Origin of the sequence: Streptomyces prunicolor, from assembly GCF_045162825.1 — a bacterium.
GTDB lineage: Bacteria > Actinomycetota > Actinomycetes > Streptomycetales > Streptomycetaceae > Streptomyces > Streptomyces prunicolor.
In genome coordinates this window covers 5700462-5719191 of record NZ_CP108676.1, presented here as the reverse complement: position 1 = coordinate 5719191, position 18730 = coordinate 5700462, and the positions used below count along the sequence as shown (strand labels likewise).

Genomic DNA, 18730 nt, shown 5'->3' with positions numbered 1-18730 from the left:
GGATGACCGACCAGCAGGGTTGTGGGTTCGAGGGATGCTGCGGGCGACGGGGCGGCAACAACAGCGTTGGCCGTAGCGGCAGTTCGCGGTTGATAGACGCGCGGATGCCGGAGTTGGCGCGCTGTCTGACGCTGTTCCAGTACGTCCAGGCGGTCACCGGCGGGCCGGTCGCCCGGATCGACCAGGCGGGCAGCTACGCCCAACCGAGCCTGCGCGGCGAGGCGTTCGCCGTCCGGCCGGGTTCGATCGCGCTGCGGATCGACGGCGCCGGGATCGACACGGCGGTGGTCGCGCGGGACGGCGACACGGACTCGGTCACGCTGCGCCTGCTCGACGCGGCGGGCCGGACCGTGCATCAGGGGCGGCTGCTGTCCGAGGGTGACCGACTGCTGGTCGGCCTGGCGCCCACGGTCCACGCCGGCGCGCGGGCGGCCGTAGCGTCGACGGCTCCCGAGGTTCCGACCTGGGAGGACGGCGATCAACTCGCCCAGCTGGACGCGGTGTTGACGGATGGCGGGGTGTCCCGGCGCGCCACGTTCCACCGCTATCGCGGTGGTGAACACCGGCCGATCGAGATCGACGTGGTGGCATCGGTGCTCGACCACGTCTGCTCCGTCGGACTGCCCATCGGGGTCGCGGTGTTCGCGCCGGCGGCCATGCAGGCGTGCGCGGGTCGCGTCCACGTCACCGATCGAACCGTGGGCGGGCGGGTGTTCGCGGCACTCGCGGAGAGCTCGGTGGAGATCGACCTGGCGGGTGTCCGGGCGTGCCATCTCGTGCGTTCCGCGGCGGCGCACGGTCCGACCTCGGCGCTCGAACTCGACGACGCGGACGGTCAATGCGTCGCTGTCATCACGCAGTTCGGGATGGTCGGGGAGGACGTGCACGCGGCGTGGGAGGATCTGGCGGCTTCGCTCCCTGACGCCTAGCGCGAGGATCTGACGGCTAGCGCGAGGATCTGACGGCTAGCGCGAGGATCTGACGGCTTCGCTCACTGTCGGCTAGCACTAGGAAAGACGCCTGGCACTAGGAAATGGCATCGCCTCCGAGCTGCCACATTTCATAGTTCCCGCATTCTGCCGTGATCTCGGCCGCCGCCTGAGCCGCGCTGTAGAAGTCATCGACCATCGGCGAGGTGCGCGAGGCCGCCACCGCGAGGCACACCTGGTCGGGCGCCAGATCCGGGATGGGCACATAGACGACGTCCGGATGTGAGGAGAACACGGACGCCGAACGGGCCAGGAACGAGATGCCCCGGCCGGCCGCGACATGCTCAAGCGTCTCGTCCACCCCGCGCACCAGGTACCCGGCGTTGGGGTGCGGGCGCCTGGTGGGCTGCGTGTTCGGGTCGGCGTGCCAGACCAGCGGTTCGCCGGCCAGGTCGGCCTCGGTGAGCTCCTCCTTGCCGGCCAGCCGGTGCCCGGCGGGCAGTACCGCCACCCGCGGCTCGGTGTACAGCGGGGTGACGCGCAGGCCGGTCTCGTCGATGGGCAGCCGCACATAGGCGACGTCGATGCGGCCGTCGAGCAGCATCGGGGCCTGGTCGTCCTCTTCGATCCGCTGCACGTCCACGATCACGTCCGGGTGCCGGGCCTCGAACGCTCGCGTCGCCGGGGTGACCGGGATGCCGGCCCGGAAACCGACCATCAGCCGCCGACTGCCGCGAGCGGCCACGGACACCCGGCGGCGGACCGCGTGCGTGGAGGCGAGCAGCGGACCGGCGTCGGCCAGCAACTGCCGACCCGCGTCGGTCAGCGCCACTCCGTGGCGATCTCTGATGAACAGCGAGGCGCCGAGATCCTGCTCCAGCGCGCGGATCTGCCGGCTGAGCACCGGCTGCGCGATGTGCAGCTCATCGGCGGCGCGGCCGAAGTGCAATCGGTCGGCCACCGCGACGAAGTAACGCAGTTTGCGCAGGTCCAGATCCAGATCCATGGCGCCTCCCGGCCTGGTGATGCATTCAGGGTATCACCACCACCAAAAGAAGTCTTGGACGCCGGCTCAGGAAAATGGCAGCCTGAATAGGTACCTCATGGGACCGAATAAGTACCTCATGGGACCGAAGCGAATTCGGCACGACAATTCTGCACAAGAATTCGGCACGAGAATTCGGCAGCGGAACTTGCCAGCAGGGCCCAGCTGCGGAAAGCAGGCACACCAATGAGCAGCATCAGCATCATCGGCCTGGGGAACATGGCCGGCGCCCTGGCCGGCCGGGCGCTGGCCGGCGGCAACGCCGTCGAGATCATCGGCCGCGACCCGGCCAAGGCCAAGGAACTGGCCGCCGCGCTCGACGGCGCCACGGTCGGGACGGCCGGCGCCGCCCCGGCCGGGGACATCGTGGTCCTCGCCGTGCCGTACGGCGCCGCGGCGGCGGTGGTGAGCGAGTACGGGGACGCCCTGCGCGGCAAGGTCATCATCGACATCACCAACCCCATCACCCCCGATTTCCAGAGCTTCGTCACCCCCAACGGCAGTTCCGGCGCGCAGGAGATCGCCAAGGCGGCCCCCGCCGGCGCGCAGATCGTCAAGGCGTTCAACACCCTGTTCTCCCATGTTCTGGCGGCCGGCCCGGCCGAGGGTCGCACCTTGGACGTGTTCATCGCCGGCGACGACGAGCAGGCAAAGGCACGCGTCTCGGCGTTCATCGAGAGCCTGGGGCTACGCCCGATGGACACCGGGAAGCTGCCCATGGCGCGGGCGCTGGAGAACGTCGCCCTGTTGCAACTGGGCCTCGTCGCCCACTCCGTCAAGCACACCGACTTCTCCCTCGGCGTCAGCATTCTCAGCTGACCGCACTCGCCTCAACTGGCCGCACTCGCCTCAACTGACCGCACCCACAAGGAGCAGCATCATGCGCGTTTTCGTCACTGGCGGGACCGGCCATTCCGGTTCGTACATCGTCCCCGAGCTCATCGCCGCCGGGCACGAGGTCACCGGCCTGGCCCGGTCGAACACCGCCGCGGCGGCGCTGTCCGCGCTCGGCGCGAAGGTACGTCGCGGCAGCCTCCAGGATCTCGACGGGCTCAAGGAAGCGGCCGCGGACTCCGACGGCGTCATCCACGTCGCGCATCGGCAGGACCTGCTCCCCTCCGGGGGGCTCGACGCCGTGGCCGCCGCGGAACTCCCGATCATGCTCGCGTACGGCGAGGCACTCGCGGGAACCGGAAAGCCGCTGGTCGCGGCGGGGAGCATAGGCTCGGGCGGTGACCTGGGCCGACCGGTCACCGAGGAGGACCCGGCCCTTCCCAGCGGCGACGAGTACAAGGGCACCCTGCGGGTTCGCAACGTCGTGGAAACCACCGTGGTCGGCCTCGCCGAGCAGGGGGTGCGGTCCTCGATCGTGCGGATCGCCAACATCGCGCACAGCACGACCGATCGCGCCGGCTTCCTCCCCGTGCTGATCGCGCTCGCGAAGGAGAAGGGTTTCGTCGGCTACCCCGGCGACGGCGCGACCCTGTGGAACGCCGTGCACATCAGCGATGTCGCCTCCTTGTTCCGCTTGGCGCTGGAGAAGGGGCCGGCCGGCAAGTACTGGCACGCGGTCGGGGACGGGGGCATCCCGTTCCGCGAGATCGCCGAGGCCATCGGCAGCCGTCTGGGCCTGCCCGTCGTCAGCGTTCCCGCGGACATCCTGATGGTTCCGGGATATTTCGGATTCCTCGCGAACATAGTCACGCAGAGCTACCCGGCGTCGAATCTCATCACCCGCCGGACTCTCGGCTGGGAACCCGCTCAGGCCGGCCTGCTCGCCGATTTGGACAACGGCCATTATTTCCCCGCCGGCTGACGGCTGGGACCAGAATCACAACGAGTCGGGAAATGGCAAGGGTTCACCGTTTCGGATACCCGTCAATTCATTCAGATACCCGATTCGGATATCTGCCAATTCACAGGAAGAGAGCACCCCTCATGAGCAGCATCACCCTCATCGGTACGGGAAACATGGCCCGCACCATCGGCACGCTCGCGGTGGCGGGCGGCAACACCGTCGAGGTCATGGGACGCGATCAGTCCAAGGCCGCCGACCTGGCCAAGGCTCTCGGCGACGGCGCGACGACGGGCCAGTGGGGCGCCGTCCCGGCCGGGGATATCGTCATCACCGCCCTGCCGTACGCCGGCGTCGTCCCGGTCGTCACCGAGTACGGGGACGCCCTCGCGGGCAAGGTCATCGTCGACATCAGCAACCCCTTCAACGCCACGTTCGACGGACTGGCACACAGCGAGGAAACCTCGGTCGCGCAGGAGGTCGCCAAGGTGGCCCCGGCCGGCGCCAGCGTGGTGAAGGGGTTCAACACCATCTTCCGCAACGTCCTGGAGAAGGGCCGGCCCAACGTCTTCATCGCCGGCGACAACGCACAGGCCAAAGCGGACGTGGGGGCATTCATCGAGAGCCTCGGGCTCCGCCCGCGGGACGCCGGCGGCCTGAAGATGGCGCACTGGCTGGAAGGAATGGGCCTGGTCACGGTGAGCCTCGCCAACAACGGGGTCGGCCACTGGGACTTCGCCCTCGGCGTCGACGAATTCACCGGCTGAGCCGTTTTCCCGCGGATTCTCGGCCTCGGCGGCCGACACGGCCATCCGGTATCCGCATCCGGCCGACACGGGTGGGCGAGGAGAGGACGCCCCCGCCCACCCGTTCGCCTCGCCCACCCGTTCCGGATCAGCCGATCTTGTCGGTGAAGCCCGCCGACAGGACCGTGTGGTGGGTGACCTTGCCCTTGCTGGGCCCCGCGGTCCACGTGAAGGTGTACTCCAGGATCGCGCTGGTCTTCGGGTCGACGATCACCCGGCCGACGCTCTTGGCCTCGGCGAACTCAACTGCCGTACCACCACGCCCAGTACTGTCCTTGACCTGGCCGACCAGCTTGACGCCCTTCAGCCCGGCCATCGCCTTGAAGAGTCCGGCCCGCAGTTTCGGGCCGGCCGGGGACTCGGTGAGCAGGCTGGCCGCCTGGTCGAAGGGCGAGATGCTCTTGGGCCGCGGCGGAGTCTGCAGCAGCGCGAGCAACTTCGCCGGGTCGGTGGTGAGTTGGCTCAGCCCGTTCCAGTCGAGGTCCTTCGGCCCGAGCTGCCAGTCGGGGTGCTGCCCCTTCTTGGAGGTCTTGCCGTTGATCACGAAGTACTGGTCCATGGACTGCGAGATATACGAGTCTCCGACCGTCGTCCGGTCCCTCCAGTACTTCCCCGAGGAGACCGACTGGCTGGCGGCCACCGTGGAGATGTCGTCGAGGAAGACGGACGCGGTGTTCACACGCGCCTCGCCGTGCGTGCCCGTACCCGCCGAGGTCGCACCGCTGTTGGCGTACGTCACCACACCGGTCGCCACCGCGGCTGTGGTCAGCAGCCCGATCAGCGCCCGGCGGCGCCCGGTCAGCCGCCGGATCGGCGTCACGGTGGCAACGCCGACCTTCGCTCCGGCCACCCCTTCCGTCGCTACGGCCGCCTCGACCTCCGCCAGCACCCTGGCCAACGCCCGCTCGGACAGCGGGTCGACGTGCCCCGCCGTCGCCAGTTCATCGGCACCGGGGAAGTCCAGCAGTGCGCCTCGCTCGTTCATACCGTTCGCCTCCGTGTCGTCGTACATGGTCATGCGAGGTCTCCCATCGCGGTCAGGTTCCGCCCCGCCGGGCGGGGCAGCGTGAGCCGGTCACGCAGTCGGCCGCGGGCCCGGTGCAGCCGCGAACGGGCGGTGCCCGCCGGGATGCCCACGACGGCGGCGGCCTCGGTCGGGGTGAGCTGCTCCCAGCTGATGAGGAGCAGCAACTCCCGCTCCTCAGGGGGCAGTTCGGCAAGTGCCCGGCGCAGCGCGGGAGCCATCGCGGCGGCATCCAACCGCTGGTCCACCACCTGCCAGGGGTCGGTGACATCCGGCCCCGGCGCGGGCTCCGTCCGCCCCGCCCGCCGCAGATGCTGGGCGAGCACGTTGTGGGCGACCCCGAACAGCCAGCCCCGGGCCGAACCCCGCGCCGGGTCGAACGTGCGCCGCGCGGCGAACGCCTGCAACCAGGTCTCGGCGAGCAGATCCTCCGACGCGGCGGGCATACGCCGGGCGAAGTAGCCGTGCAGGGCGGAGGAGTGGGCCTTCACGAGGTGGGTGAAGGCTGCCGAGTCGCCGTGCGCAGACCGGGCCAACTGGGCGTCGCTGTCGCCGTGTTGGACATCGTGGCCGTATTCGGCGTCGTGACCGCGTTCGGTGTCGTGACCGCGTTCGGCAGTGGTGCCGCGCTGGTCGTTGTCGCGGCGGTGGCGACGGCGGAGGCCGCCACGTCGCCGGTCACCCGGTTCAGCTGGTTCATCCGGTTTCACCGAGTCTCCGTTTCCGACCGCCGGACGACGGTCTCGCCCTGTACTTGTCATCGACCCCCAAGAGCGTTCGCGCACCCACCCTCACCACTACACAACCCCCATCATGAGAGTGAACTTGCATAAAGAGAGTCCACCCCCTACCTTAATGAGAGCCAGCTCTCAGCAAGCGAGAACAAGCGACAAGGACTCCTCACCATGACCACCCCTGCCTCCACCCCCACCCCCACCCCCACCCCCGCTCGCACCGTCGCCCTCCCCGGCGGACTCTCCGTCACCATCCAGGAGTTCGGCGAGAACACCGAAGGCACCGGCGTCCTGGTCCTGCACGGCGGCGCCGGCCCGCGCACGGTCGCAGGCATCTCCTCCGCCCTGTCCGAGCACGCGTACATCGTCACGCCGACCCACCCCGGCTTCGACGGCACGCCCCGCCCGGAACACTTCGACACCGTCGCCGACCTGGCCGTCGCCTACCTGGACCTGCTCGACACGCTGGACCTCAAGGGCGTCATGGTGATCGGCAACTCGATAGGCGGCTGGATCGCGGCAGAAATGGCGCTCCGCGACAACCAGAACCGCATCGGCACGCTCACCCTCCTGAACGCCGTCGGCATCCACGCCCACATGGTCGAGAACCGCGTCGTCGACCCGCGCACGATGGCCCCCTCCGACATCAGCCAACTCTCCTTCGCCAACGCCGAGTTCCGCCCCGACTTCGCGTCCTTCACCGACGAACAGCGAGCTGCGGGAGCCGCCAACCAGCAGACCCTCGCGATCTACGGCGGCGCCCACTTCACCTACGACCCGAAACTCCGCGCCCGCCTCCACCGGGTCACGATCCCGGTCCTGGTCGTCTGGGGCGAGGAGGACGGCATAGCCCCCCTCAAGTACGGCCGCGGCTACGCCGACTCCTTCCCCAACGGCCACTTCGCCCCGATCGCGAACGCGGCCCACTTCCCGCAGATCGAGGCGCTGGGGGCGACGTTGGGGGCGATCGGGGACTTCGTGAGCACGGTGGTGAAGCCTGGGGAGATGGACTGAGGTTGGTTCAGCTGTACAAGGAAGGCCCAGGTCGATGACCTGGGCCTTCCTGCTGCAGATGACGATCAACGGCACTCAGCCGAAGGAACCGTCCTCCCGGGCGGTGAACAGACCACAACCGTCATGCTCGAAACGAACTCGCCCGTCGAACGCCGACCCGGCCTGCGTGCAGACCCCCCAGTCCCGCCCCAACTCCCCACTCAACGCGATCCAGAACCGACACCCGCCGCACTGCGCGTCGTACCACTCATCCCGATATCCAGGCTGGCGAGTAGGCCTGTGCTGCACCTGCAACCAGCGCTCGTGACACGCATCGTCGTGTTCGCGATCATCACCCGTCCACGCACTGCCAGCCATGACGCGAACCGTGCTCAGGTCGCGGGGAGTTGATAGGAGAGGACGTACACGTCGGCGGCCATGATCGTGTCGCAAACCTCCACGGCGCGCCCTTCGCTGTCGTACGCGGTCCGGATGAGGTGAATGACGGGTACGCCAGCGGCGAGCCGGAGCGTCTTGACCTCGGTGGGCGAGGGCATCCGCGCGCGGATCTCCTCGTCGAAGTGGTCGAGATGGTGGCCGAGTTCTTCGAGGCGGGCATAGATGCCGCCGGGCCCGGGGTTGAGTTCGGCGATCTGCGTCCCGCGAGCAATGTCGAGAGGCAGATAGGAGGTGGCGAACTCGACTGGCTTCCCGTCCAGCAGATACCGACGCCGGCGGGCGAGCACGCGCCGTACGGAACCGAGCCGGGTGGAGATGTCCTGGCTGGCCTTCTCCTCCTTGACCTCCAGACTGTCGACCTGGGGATGACCGCCGGCGGCGTCGGCCTCGACGATGAACGCGGACTTGCCCTGCTCGCGATGCCGCCGAGCAAACCGGTCGGAGGCAAGCCGCCGCACAGGCGGCCGGGGCCGCACGAAGACACCCTTCCCATGCTCGGCATGCACGAGCCCTTCGCCCTGGAGGACGGAGAAGGAGTTACGGACGGTCATCCGCGACACTCCGTAATGCTCGACGAGGTCAGCCTCGGAAGGCAGCTTGTCCCCCTCCCCGAACCGGCCACGGTCGATGGCCTCGCGCAGCTGGTCGGCAATCTGCCGGAATACCGCACGATCACTCGTGGGATCGAGATCGCCAAGAATCCCGGACGGCACAGAGGTCACTTCGAGTACTCCTTTAGATATCTAGACAAGTGGCCAAGCGTAGTTGCTACGGTGGGAAACGCAGCCAGTCGAGAGGGCCGAGAAACGTGAGCACTGACCGTCCGCACTCCGTGAGCGTCGCCGGAGTCATCGTCGACGACCACGGCCGCGCCCTCCTGATCAAGCGCCGCGACAACGGCAAGTGGGAACCCCCCGGTGGCGTCCTCGAACGCGAGGAAACCATCCCCGAGGCCCTCCAACGCGAAGTCCTCGAAGAAACCGGCATCAAGATCGCGGATGGTGCCACCCTGACCGGCGTCTACAAGAACATGACCGGCCTGATCGTCTCCCTGGTCTTCCGCTGCCAGGCCGCCGACGGCACACCCACCACCGGGGACGAGACCCGCGCACTGCGCTGGGCCACCCGCGAAGAAGTATCCGAACTCGCCGACGAGGCATACGCGATCCGCGTCCTGGACGCACTCGACGCGGCGTCCCCGCCGGCCATCCGCGCCCACGACGGCGTGAAACTCGTCTAGCCCGAACCCGCTGCACATGGCGGCCTACCAGCACGAAGGAACTTGTATGCACGAGTATACGAGCACTGCGCGGGTCTGGGGACTCACTTGCCCAGGTTTCCCCGAAGAGGTCAGCCGGGCGCGGCGCTGGACCCGCGACATCCTGCGTGGCTCACCCCTGGCCGAAGACGCAGAACTGATCGTGAGCGAACTGAGCGCGAACGCGATCCTCCACACGGCGAGTGGGCGAGAGGCCGGCAGCTTCCATCTGGCGCTAGCGGTGTCCTCGCAGGTGGTCGCCTTGTCGGTGACGGACGGCGGGGGCGCCGGGACGGCTCCGAAGGCCGAGCACCAGGACCAGGAGGCCGAGCACGGCCGGGGATTGGGCATGGTCAACGCCATCGCACACCGGGTCGTGGTCCACGACAGCGACGGCGGTCACACCGTCACCGCGGAACTCTTCACGGACGTACGACGAGGAGGGCACCCGTGCTGAGCACGACGATCGACCCAGGTTTTTGGTGCGAGTGCTGGACCCGACACCTGGACGACGGCCAGCCGCCAACGCTCTTCGGCTCCTACGACGCCTACACAGAGACCGAGGCGAACAACTGGGTCTCCGAGATCCTGCGCACCATCTCACCGGCACTCGACTCCGACGCTTCCCAGGAGGCATGGGAACGGCTCTACGACCACCGCGTCAACACCCGACAGGCCCTGTTGCGCCGCGTGCCCTGGACGGTGTCCGTCATCCACGCCCGCACACTCATCACCTGGACCGTAAGCCCAGTGACCTTCCTACCGCTGGCGCACCGTCAGACCGCAGAACTCCCCACATGCGCATACGACTTCAAGCCCCACACGCCCCGAACGACCGACTGAGTTACAACTTTCTCTACTGGTTCAAGGCGGCTCGCTCCGCTCCCCGCGCGTGGCCCGGCCCCCGGCCGGGCCTGCGCTCCTGTCTCCGCCCCGCTCCAGCCCGGCCGGGGGCCGGGCCACGCCCTCAGTCATCCAGCCGCCCGAAGACCGAAGATACACAGTGGCTTGGGCGGCCAGTAGTGGGTCCTCCGTTGAGCAATGCCATGCCCTTCACCTTGCGACGCGACGACCGATCTACCAGGTATGAGGTCGCCGCAACTCAAGCACACGCAGCGGAATTGAGTTGCGGTAGAGCCGAGCACTCATAGCGTCGAGCGTTGTGAAATGCACCGGAGTAAGAATGATCCCGGCCGCACGCAACTCCTTACGAAACGAAGTCGCCCAATCTCGCCAGATCTTTCGCTGCGACGCTTCGAGTTTCTCCTGCTGCACTACAACTAGCTGCACGGACTCCGGATTAAGCCTTTCACCCGTGATCAATACACGCAACTGTTCGACCCACTCCCACCAATCAGGCTCCCCCTTTTGGACATTCTTAATATATTGACTAATGGACCTGACCATGACGTCGCTCACCATGTCGTGCAGGGAGGGCCGCCGAAGGCGAGAGGCCACATGTTCGGCAAAGTCAAGCGCATCCCGCTCGCTCGCGAAAGCCGCAACGGGATCGTTGACTACAAGAAGTTGCTTACTTACAGGAAAGTTGATCCGGAGGTCGGCCACCCAAAACCCTTCGCCTGGCGGTCTAGTGAGTGCAACGAGGTGCGTCACCTCGTGCCCCTCAATAGCCGCACGACGATTATCGGAAATATTGGGTATACGGACCACCGGGCTAACCTGAACCAAAGGATGCCTTGCACCAGGTCCTACGGCAGCGACATCACACGTCTGGCTAGTAACGATCGCCCAAGCACAACGGAAATCTTCGACTGAAATATGCACCCAATTAACAGGGGCGGATTCCCCATCGGAATCCGTACCTGAGTCAACCCCAGTAACCGGGTCCAAACCAGATGGGGCCGCCCATGGCAAGGTACAACCTGGAAGCAGGTCACCCTGCTTCCAGGCATCCAAAGAGACAACGCAGTCGTCAGACCAATCCTCAGGAATCAACGAGTCCAGGGTCTCAAAATCATCGCCCGCCTCGTCCTCAAACTTTGGAATTTCGGCCGAATCTGACATTTCGTCTCCGGTATAGCCGCTTTAACGCGGACGATCCTTCCCTCGAACACGAGTACCCGACTTCGCCTTAGCGACTTTCCCACTCAATCGCTGCGGCTTCACATCGGGAACATCAGGGTACTCGGGGCCAACTGCATCCATCATATCGATGCCGACCAGGGACCGACTGTACTCGCCACTCTGAGCCTTGCGTTCCAGAATCTCACCCATCAGGGCGTCAAAGTCTCCAGCTAGGAGAGCTTCGCGCCTGTGAGGGTCGGCAGCGATCCATAGTGGAAGATCGTCTTCCATAATCTCGCGAAGGTCACTGACGGCCTGGACCAGCGCCCAGAGTTGCCCCTGACTAGCCAGCCTTGGCGATACACTGCTTCCTCGCCATGAATAAAAGGTTCGATGCGCAATGCTGGCGGCAACGAGAACATCACGAACAGGAAGTCCCAGCAGTTTTGCTGCTTCGATTACGGCTTCAACCGCAGTTTCACCGGCCGAAGTATCAGCCTGCTCACCTCCCGCTTCCGGGTCACCCTCTGGGATCTCCTGACCGAGAATTGGGCTGATCCAGGCAAATTTTCGTCCAGCCCACCGCTCGATTTCAACATGCAGCTCACACGGATGCGCAGTCACTCTGAGATGAGGCATCAGTAGGAGCGGAACAGCTGGCGTGAGCGTCGTATCCCACTTTGCCATCACGTCTCGCAGGACTGAGTTAGCAAGCCCTGGAAGTTGAACAGAAGTACTTTCGACTCCCTGAGAATCTCTAGCTCTCTCATCCAAGCTGGAGAGTTCGACTACCTGACCCGTGTGCTGCTCTCCAGACTGCCTTGCCACCATCGCTGCATTCACGATTCCCCCCTAGTCTCGCGCTCGCTGTCTAGATGTTCCTCCGCTACTACCTTCCATGAATCTGGCTGGATAGCCTGCTTGAAAAGCGAAAGGGCCGTACGGTTGAGACGCTGACATGTATTGATGATGTCGGAGCTGGAAAATCGACGGGTCGAAGCATCGAAAACATCGATATCCATCAGGTAGCTGACGGAATTTTGCGCAGCCGCGTCGCGAAACGCTCCATGCCTAATCAATGCACCCTGACCTACGCCCAACGAGAGTTCAATCTGCTGCTGGGCGGAAGCGACCTTTTCACCAATAACAGGGTCGAGGATCGCTCCAAGGAAGGCGTCGGAGATACGTCCCTTCCATGCGCCTGGAGACTTAGCGTCAAGATCTACCAGTCGATTCACGTAGCGGACCCCAAGGCGATGCAAAAGCTTCGGCTTGAGATTTTCCTCTACCCCGGCCAGCAACGCCTCAAGAACTGGCCGCAGACTGACGCTCCATCGTTCATACTGTGAAGTCTGGACCACGATCGAGTCTGGCATAATCGTCGCCACCAATTGGCCGCCATCACACCCAAGTTGCCAACCTCGTGCACGCACCTGAACCTGAGGATTAGCCCCTGAAGCACTAATTTCAACAAGGAGTTCATTCTTCTGAGCAGGCTCAAGGGAAGTGAACTCGATTCCACACCCTTCAGCAAACTCTTTGATGGCAAGCGCTTCATCAGTAGAAACTGATTCACCCACACTCGCGAAGCGAATCTCGGCAATTGCAAGTTCAACGGGTGCATCACGCAGTAGAGCGCGACCCGCAGACGGCAAGCCGGCCAGTGGCACATCGGGGTCTGAACCGCGGACTGAAGTCACCTGCCTCGCCTCCCTGGTCTCGAACGGACCTGCACACTAGCTGCACACCCTTAGCGTACCCACTGCTGGCCCTGTGTGACGCTCTGAAAGTCCATCGATCAGAGGCTGACAGGAAGGTTCAGGCCACGACCACGACAAGACCACCGAGCGGACACAAGAGCAACGACTGTTGCCTCCCCGAGGTAGGAGTTCAGGGAGTGGAGCATGTCTGCGAGCTTTTGTCACAGACCAGCCCCACACACCGCTCAGGTCGCCAGCACACACCAAATAACGTGGCTGGTGCCGACGGGGGTACAGCGAGGCACACGCGCGCCTCCACAGTCAGCTGCCCCACCAACGTGGCTGACTGTCGTCGGCTGAGACTTAGACACTCCGGGGCCCAGCTCCGCCAAGAGACGTTCTAGGCGAAGCGACCGTGCCATTCGCGTGTCAGATTCTGCGGGGAGCCACGGGGAACAGCGGGTACCTATCCCGGGTGCAACCAAGACTCCAACGCCACTCCGCCGCAGGTCAGCGCAGCAACCGCCGCCAAGAAACCCGAGCTTCCCAAGCTCATAGCCTTGCGGTGGCCAGACCACGGTTGATGAGCGACGATTCCTGTTCAACAGATCTGGGTATCGCTGAGGGGTGCCCCGGCGGGGCAAGCCGTTGTGTGAGTGCAGCTTCCCAAGGTTGCGTGAGTACAGGTGCAGGTGGGGGACTCGTGGCGCGCCGCAAGACAGTAATGCAAGTGCTCGCCGAGGCGTACAAGGCGAAGCAGCAGGCCAAAGCTGCTGAGTTAAAGCGTGCCCAGCAGAAGGAACAGCAGGCAGCGAAGGCTGCTGAGGAGCGTCGACGCCGTCAGAAACGAGAGGCCGCCAAGGCCGAGACCGAGCATGCCCGTCTGTTAGCCGCAGGGGAGAAGCACCTCAACCGGGAACAGGCCGCACAGGCACGCGAGGTTGCCCGTATCGAGCGGGAGTTGGCTAAGCGCCAGGCTGAGCGGCAGCGCACTGCAGAGCAGCGGGAACGGGAGCAGGCTACCGCGGAGAAGGAGCGGCAGAAGCAGGCGCGCGAGACCCGATTAGCGCAGTTGAAGGATGAGGCAGAGCAACGCACGCTCCAAACCCAAGAACGCCTGGCGCAGCTCCGGGCGGTGCTGACGGACCGGCCCAGAAGACTGACGAGTTGGCACCCGTATGTCGAGCAGGCACTCACTGAGCGGGGCCCGCAGGGCGTGGCAGACGCTGTGGAGGAGGTGCTTAGTGGCTCGCCCGTACCCGAGGGGTGCCGAGCAGGTGCGGGAGCGGCCTATGTTCCGGAGGCTCAACAACTCCTCATTGAGGTCGAACTACCTCAGCATGAGGTAGTGCCGACCGTGACGGCGTACCGGGTTGTGGCCCAGCGGACCGAAATCGTCGCTCAGCCGCGTAAGGAGGCCGAGACCAGGGAGGCTTACCGCACTCTGGTTGCGCGCCTCGCCCTGCGGGCACTGGACGAAGCGTTCGCAACTACCCCACCCGATCTCGTCACGACTGTGGTGTTCAACGGGCATGTGAGTGCCAAGGACCGCGCGACCGGCCGTCCAGTGCACCCCTGCCTTGTAAGCGTGGTCGCCCGGCGTGAAGACTTCGACGAACTGGTACTGGACGAACCTCAGCTAGATCCGCAGGAGTGCCTCAAATACCTGGGCGCTGTCGTCTCCCGCCATCCGCACGATCTGGAGCCGGTGCCCCCAGTCGTGGAGATCGACCTGTCGAGGTACCGCATCACAGCGGATGCCGGCGCCGTGGCAGGGCTCGACAGCCGACCTGACCTCCTACAGATGGACCCCTACGCTTTCGAGCGGCTCGTACGCGAACTGTTCGAAGCGATGGGCTTCGAGACCTGGCGGACTCAAGGGTCTCGGGATGATGGTGTGGACGCCGTCGCTATACAGCGTGACCCAGTGGGGACCACGGTTTTCGCTATACAGGCGAAGCGGTCGAAGAACGCAGTGCCAGTTGAGACAGTCCGTGCGTTGGCGGGAGTAATGCACGACAAGGCTGCAAGCCGTGGAGTCCTGGTGACGACCTCATGGTTCGGCAAGGCAAGCGATGACTTCGCTCACCGAACGGGCAGGATGCAACTCATTAACGGACGCAACCTGAAGGCTCTACTCAAGGAGTACTTGAACATGGACGTCCTGATCGGCCTTCCGAAGACACCTCCAGGTTGGCAGCCCTCTGACGTCCAATGAGCCGTGCAGGTGGCCCAAGGGGCCAAGCCACAGCCCTGCACCACAACTTCATCGGATAGAGCGGGGAACACCGGGGAGTCACGGTGCAGGCAACCCGCCCCGGAGAAACCACGCTCCCGCTGTTCGCCCAGTTCAGCGCCCCAACCTGCCGCAAATGCCCGCAGCTTCCGAGGATTAGGGTTAGCAGCGACTGCCGCGTACGGCCAGATCACGACCTCGTACGATCAGCCGTCATGGCAGACACAGGCGGAGAACTCGGTTGGCTGGAGCAGTGGTACCAAGCTCAGTGCGACGGCGATTGGGAGCACGAATGGGGCGTTCGCATCGCGACGCTCGACAACCCGGGCTGGACAGTGCACATCGACCTTGAGAAGACGACGCTCTCCGGCCGGCCCTATGTGAGAGCGGACATCCAACGCAGCCACTCCGACTGGGTGATGGCGAAGGTGTCGGACGACGTCTTTCACGCATCCTGTGGCCCCCTCAACCTCAGCGAAGTACTCCGCCTGTTCCGCGAATGGGCCACATCAGTCAGCCAGGAGCTCTAGCCGCCCGATCAGCGCGAGCAGGGGCGGCCCGTCTCAATTTCCGTCTCATTCAGCCCCGTTCACGACCGTTCAGGCGAGACCCACAACCCTCCCGGCACCGACGACCGACCGCCCATGAACCCAGGTGAACGCCCCCGCACGCACCCCGCGACCCCACCACCACAGTTGGAAAGCGTGCACGGAATGCCAGCTACGCTGCCACCGGCTCCTGAGACCGGCTCAGGTCCGAGTGGTGGTTAGCTGGCTCCGGGGGCGCACCGGTGAGTATCTGGGACGTGAAGACGGACAGCGAGCGTGCGCAGTGGCTCTTCGTACCGCATGTCAGTGTGGGACCGCTTCGCTTCGGGATGGCTCCCGACGAGGTGAGTGCGGCTCTCGGCAGCAACGCCCCGGTCAGCCGCCTCGTCCAATGTTCGTCGGGCAACTACTAACTCGTCGAGGCGCAATTCACCAAGCTGGGGGTAACCGCCTACTACGGGACACGGCAGGCCTTGGCTTGCATAGCCGTTGATGCCCTTTCCGGCCCACAGGTCACGCTGGACGGCACAGCTCTCGTCGCCCGCGTACCGTCCGAGGCCGAAGACTGGCTGTGCAAGCACACGGAAGTTCATGAGTTGGACCTGATCTACACCCACGCGGCCGATCCAGGCTCGGAGGATCTTGGACTCATCCTGCGCGCTCAACGAGCGGGAGACATCGTTCTCAGCCAGCCCCTCTTCCTCATCCGCGAGTGGGCAGAGAACAGTTGGGACTGCATCCCCGGCGAAGAATGGTCAAGGTTCTGACGCGCACGACGCGACCGAACCACAACCGCACCAGATCCAGCGGGGAACCACGGTAAAAGCAACAGACCCCGGCGAGACCGCTGTTCGGCCGTTCGCCCAGTTCACCACCCGTATCGGCCTCAAATGACCGCAGCTTCCCAAGCTGAAGGCCCCGGAATGTGAGCCCCAAGTACCGTCACACCCTGGCCGTGCCAGCTCAGACCGGACGCGGGCCAGGCATGCGCGTCCGCGGTGGTGCCCGGTACCAGCCGCGTATCTGCGTCCGCAATGACCTGGATGTTCGCCCGAGAACCGATTGTTGGGCTGGTCAGCCGTTCCAAGCCGGCCAAGTCACTTGCTAGCGCTTTACCCGGCCACGGAGTGCAAGGGCGGCGAGGCCCAGCAGGGCGGGTTCGACGAGTCGGGAGAGCATTTCGGTGTAGGTGCCGGAAGTGGTCAACGATTGAGGTGCTGAGCGGAACACGACTGAATTAATCACTACGCGCACGGATTTCTCGAACCGCTCGGACGTCATGCGCCGGGTGAGCGGCCCGTCGGGGTTGACCGGATCGGTCGTACTGCTCGCCTGCGACACGCTCTGGCCGGTCGAACGGCCACCGGTGCCGGTCGTCGGGACGTCCTTCGGCAGGCCCCACAGCATCATCACGAGCACGGTGGCGACCATGGCCCCCAGCAGCCAGACCAGCGCCCGGGACGCGCGCAAGCCGTAGCCCGACACCGCCCAGTAGAGGGAGAGAAGCGCGCGCTCGGCGCGGGGCCGCTTCAGGTCATGGCGGCGCATCTCCATCTCGCCGTAGTAGAAGTCCGCGGCATCGGGCTCGTTCCTGCTGTCCTCGAAGGATTTACGGAGCTGCCGGTACAGCGGAGCCAGCGTCGACGGCTCCAGCACCTCCACTCCGGCGGGCGCTGCCATCCATGCGTCGTAGCCCCGCGCGGCGCGCCAATTCTGCTCCTCGACCAGGGTTCGCCGTACGGTCCAGCGCATCGGTATGCGCCCCTGTCGGAGCACGCCCGCGGGCGGAAGCGCGAGGGGGCAGTCGCCCTCCAGGCGCAGTTGATCGAGGTGCACGGCGCCGGAGAGCAGTCAGTGGGTGAGGTCAACGTTGTGCAGGACCAGATGAGCGGCATCCACACCACGCAGGGATGCCATGTGCACGCGCGCGTCTCGGCTGCCCAAGTCGCTTTCTTCCAGGGCGTCTTCGGTCCATTCGGTTCCGGTCCGGTCTCTGAAGGGAGCGGCCTGGGCAGTGATGCTCAAGGGATGCGCCAGAACTGATTCGCTGAGGTCGACGGTGGCGTACCGCAGCCGCAGGACCGCCTTCGCCTCCCATCGCGTGCGGGTGCACCACACCTTCCCCGCCGCTGCCTCGATGATGACGGGAGCGGCAAAGACCACCGCCGACAGGTCCAGGGACCCTGCGCACACCAAGGGTCCCAGCCGCGCGTCGTTTTCGAACCTCGCTCCGTCGAACCAGGCATGGCCACCGAAGCTGGCTCCCTGAAGGCCGATGTTCCCCAAGAACTGCGCACCGTCGAACGCGGCGTTGTTCAGGAAGCCGACCAGACCGAACCTGGCGTAGCCGGAGAATCGTGCTCGGTCGAAACGCGCCTCGTCGCCGAACCGGGCCTCGCCGAACCACGCGTCGCCGTCGAAGCGCGCGTCACGGAATTGGGCACCGCGGAACCGTGCGCGTTCGAACTGAGCGTTGCCGCTGAACTTCGTGGCCGCGAAGCGGGCGATGCCGGAGAACACCGCCTGCTCGAAGGCAGCTTCGTGCCTGAAGTGAGTGCCATCGAAGTCGGCGTCACCGAGGAATCGCGCTGCATCGAACCGAGCCGTCCCGAGGAGGGGGCGCCGGGTGTCGGGATCCCGGACGGCATCGAGGAGTCGGTTCAGGAGGTCTTTGGTGAGCGAGGTGCCACGGTGGTCGAGATCGCTGCCGGGCTCCAGACGCGTCAGGTAGGCAGCGCGGTGGCCGTCGCTGAGGTGGGCAAGACATTCGGCATGGGAGTCCACACGGCGGCCGAGGCAACCCGTCGGGGAGTCGACTGAGTTGGCGCCGCGTCCGCAATGCGGCCAGGGCGGCGCAGCCTCGGAGGGGTGAGTTGTGGAGTCGGGAGGGGACGTCACACCAGAGAGGGACGTGCAGGCCGGGGCGAGAGTTCCGCCAGCAGGCGGAGCTACAGCTACGGCTCAAAGCTCCAGGCCACTCGACATGGTCACTCCCTGATGGCGTAGCCCAGCCCGAACTTGATGGTGATTACACAGGATCCTACGGTGCCGGCGCCCGCAGCCCGTCTCAGTTTCCGTCTCATTCAGCCCCGTTCACGACCGTTCAGGCGAGACCCACAACCCTCCCGGCACCAACGACCGACCGCCCATGAATTCAGGTGAACACCCACACACACCA

General features: G+C 65.5%; 20 protein-coding genes and 1 pseudogene. 10 read left to right on the top strand and 11 right to left on the bottom strand.

Annotated features, from left to right (window positions below; all coding sequences use genetic code 11):
• Nucleotides 1–2 precede the first annotated feature (2 nt).
• Entirely contained in the window at nt 3–929 is a 927-nt protein-coding gene (locus OG588_RS26335; RefSeq protein WP_405949441.1) for a hypothetical protein, read from the top strand.
• A 97-nt stretch (nt 930–1026) separates the two neighbouring features.
• Here the strand turns inward: OG588_RS26335 and OG588_RS26330 are convergent, their stop codons facing one another.
• Nucleotides 1027–1929, bottom strand: coding sequence for a LysR family transcriptional regulator (locus tag OG588_RS26330; RefSeq protein ID WP_405953218.1), 903 nt, complete (start codon nt 1927–1929; stop codon nt 1027–1029).
• Between the two features lie 231 nt (nt 1930–2160).
• On the opposite strand from OG588_RS26330, the gene OG588_RS26325 reads away from it, so the two are divergent.
• From OG588_RS26325 to OG588_RS26315, 3 genes are all read left to right on the top strand, one after another.
• Nucleotides 2161–2793: an NADPH-dependent F420 reductase gene (locus tag OG588_RS26325; protein WP_405949440.1), complete on the top strand. Its 633-nt coding sequence runs from the start codon at nt 2161–2163 to the stop codon at nt 2791–2793.
• A gap of 61 nt (nt 2794–2854) precedes the next feature.
• Nucleotides 2855–3790: an SDR family oxidoreductase gene (locus OG588_RS26320; RefSeq protein WP_405949439.1), complete on the top strand. Its 936-nt coding sequence runs from the start codon at nt 2855–2857 to the stop codon at nt 3788–3790.
• A 122-nt stretch (nt 3791–3912) separates the two neighbouring features.
• Nucleotides 3913–4536, top strand: coding sequence for an NADPH-dependent F420 reductase (locus tag OG588_RS26315; RefSeq protein ID WP_405949438.1), 624 nt, complete (start codon nt 3913–3915; stop codon nt 4534–4536).
• A 127-nt stretch (nt 4537–4663) separates the two neighbouring features.
• Here OG588_RS26315 and OG588_RS26310 read toward each other — a convergent pair whose 3' ends face one another.
• Together OG588_RS26310 and OG588_RS26305 are read right to left on the bottom strand one after the other, a co-directional pair.
• Nucleotides 4664–5593, bottom strand: coding sequence for a hypothetical protein (locus OG588_RS26310; RefSeq protein ID WP_405949437.1), 930 nt, complete (start codon nt 5591–5593; stop codon nt 4664–4666).
• Complete coding sequence (locus OG588_RS26305; protein WP_405949436.1) at nt 5590–6309, bottom strand: RNA polymerase sigma factor; 720 nt, start codon at nt 6307–6309, stop codon at nt 5590–5592. The genes OG588_RS26310 and OG588_RS26305 overlap by 4 nt, the downstream gene beginning before the upstream one ends.
• A 195-nt stretch (nt 6310–6504) precedes the next feature.
• Between OG588_RS26305 and OG588_RS26300 the strand changes: the two genes are divergently transcribed.
• Entirely contained in the window at nt 6505–7347 is an 843-nt protein-coding gene (locus OG588_RS26300; RefSeq protein ID WP_405949435.1) for an alpha/beta fold hydrolase, read from the top strand.
• A gap of 75 nt (nt 7348–7422) precedes the next feature.
• Here the strand turns inward: OG588_RS26300 and OG588_RS26295 are convergent, their stop codons facing one another.
• The gene (locus OG588_RS26295) at nt 7423–7704 is read right to left on the bottom strand and encodes a DUF3027 domain-containing protein (RefSeq protein ID WP_366096068.1); all 282 of its coding nucleotides are present in this window, start codon (nt 7702–7704) and stop codon (nt 7423–7425) included.
• 14 nt (nt 7705–7718) lie between these two features.
• Complete coding sequence (locus OG588_RS26290; RefSeq protein ID WP_405949434.1) at nt 7719–8507, bottom strand: GntR family transcriptional regulator; 789 nt, start codon at nt 8505–8507, stop codon at nt 7719–7721.
• A 110-nt stretch (nt 8508–8617) separates the two neighbouring features.
• On the opposite strand from OG588_RS26290, the gene OG588_RS26285 reads away from it, so the two are divergent.
• The 3 genes from OG588_RS26285 to OG588_RS26275 are packed head-to-tail and all read left to right on the top strand — an operon-like array spanning nt 8618 to nt 9886.
• Nucleotides 8618–9025, top strand: coding sequence for an NUDIX hydrolase (locus OG588_RS26285; RefSeq protein WP_405953217.1), 408 nt, complete (start codon nt 8618–8620; stop codon nt 9023–9025).
• A 46-nt stretch (nt 9026–9071) separates the two neighbouring features.
• Complete coding sequence (locus OG588_RS26280) at nt 9072–9500, top strand: ATP-binding protein (RefSeq protein WP_405949433.1); 429 nt, start codon at nt 9072–9074, stop codon at nt 9498–9500.
• A complete protein-coding gene (locus tag OG588_RS26275; RefSeq protein WP_405949432.1) occupies nt 9494–9886 on the top strand; it encodes a hypothetical protein in 393 nt (130 codons plus the stop codon). The genes OG588_RS26280 and OG588_RS26275 overlap by 7 nt, the downstream gene beginning before the upstream one ends.
• A gap of 234 nt (nt 9887–10120) precedes the next feature.
• Here the strand turns inward: OG588_RS26275 and OG588_RS26270 are convergent, their stop codons facing one another.
• Genes OG588_RS26270 through OG588_RS26260 form a run of 3 tightly spaced genes read right to left on the bottom strand, consistent with a single transcriptional unit; the run spans nt 10121 to nt 12768 of the window.
• On the bottom strand, nt 10121–11068 hold the full coding sequence (locus tag OG588_RS26270) for a hypothetical protein (RefSeq protein ID WP_405949431.1): 948 nt from the start codon (nt 11066–11068) through the stop codon (nt 10121–10123).
• Between the two features lie 21 nt (nt 11069–11089).
• The gene (locus OG588_RS26265) at nt 11090–11911 is read right to left on the bottom strand and encodes a hypothetical protein (RefSeq protein ID WP_405949430.1); all 822 of its coding nucleotides are present in this window, start codon (nt 11909–11911) and stop codon (nt 11090–11092) included.
• Nucleotides 11908–12768, bottom strand: coding sequence for a TIGR04255 family protein (locus tag OG588_RS26260; protein ID WP_405949429.1), 861 nt, complete (start codon nt 12766–12768; stop codon nt 11908–11910). Before OG588_RS26260 ends, OG588_RS26265 begins: the two co-directional genes overlap by 4 nt.
• Nucleotides 12769–13471: 703 nt before the next feature.
• Between OG588_RS26260 and OG588_RS26255 the strand changes: the two genes are divergently transcribed.
• Nucleotides 13472–14986 carry a restriction endonuclease gene (locus OG588_RS26255; protein ID WP_405949428.1) on the top strand — a complete coding sequence of 505 codons (1515 nt, stop codon included), beginning with the start codon at nt 13472–13474 and terminating at the stop codon, nt 14984–14986.
• Nucleotides 14987–15219: 233 nt separating this feature from the next.
• Entirely contained in the window at nt 15220–15534 is a 315-nt protein-coding gene (locus OG588_RS26250; RefSeq protein WP_405949427.1) for an immunity 53 family protein, read from the top strand.
• Nucleotides 15535–16474: 940 nt separating this feature from the next.
• On the opposite strand, the pseudogene OG588_RS26245 reads toward OG588_RS26250, so the two are convergent.
• The 3 genes and pseudogenes from OG588_RS26245 to OG588_RS26235 all read right to left on the bottom strand — a co-directional run.
• A pseudogene (locus OG588_RS26245) lies at nt 16475–16603 on the bottom strand (IS5/IS1182 family transposase); the annotation flags it as partial.
• Nucleotides 16604–16656: 53 nt separating this feature from the next.
• Nucleotides 16657–17388: a hypothetical protein gene (locus OG588_RS26240; protein ID WP_405949426.1), complete on the bottom strand. Its 732-nt coding sequence runs from the start codon at nt 17386–17388 to the stop codon at nt 16657–16659.
• 15 nt (nt 17389–17403) lie between these two features.
• On the bottom strand, nt 17404–18336 hold the full coding sequence (locus OG588_RS26235; RefSeq protein ID WP_405949425.1) for a pentapeptide repeat-containing protein: 933 nt from the start codon (nt 18334–18336) through the stop codon (nt 17404–17406).
• Nucleotides 18337–18730 lie beyond the last annotated feature (394 nt).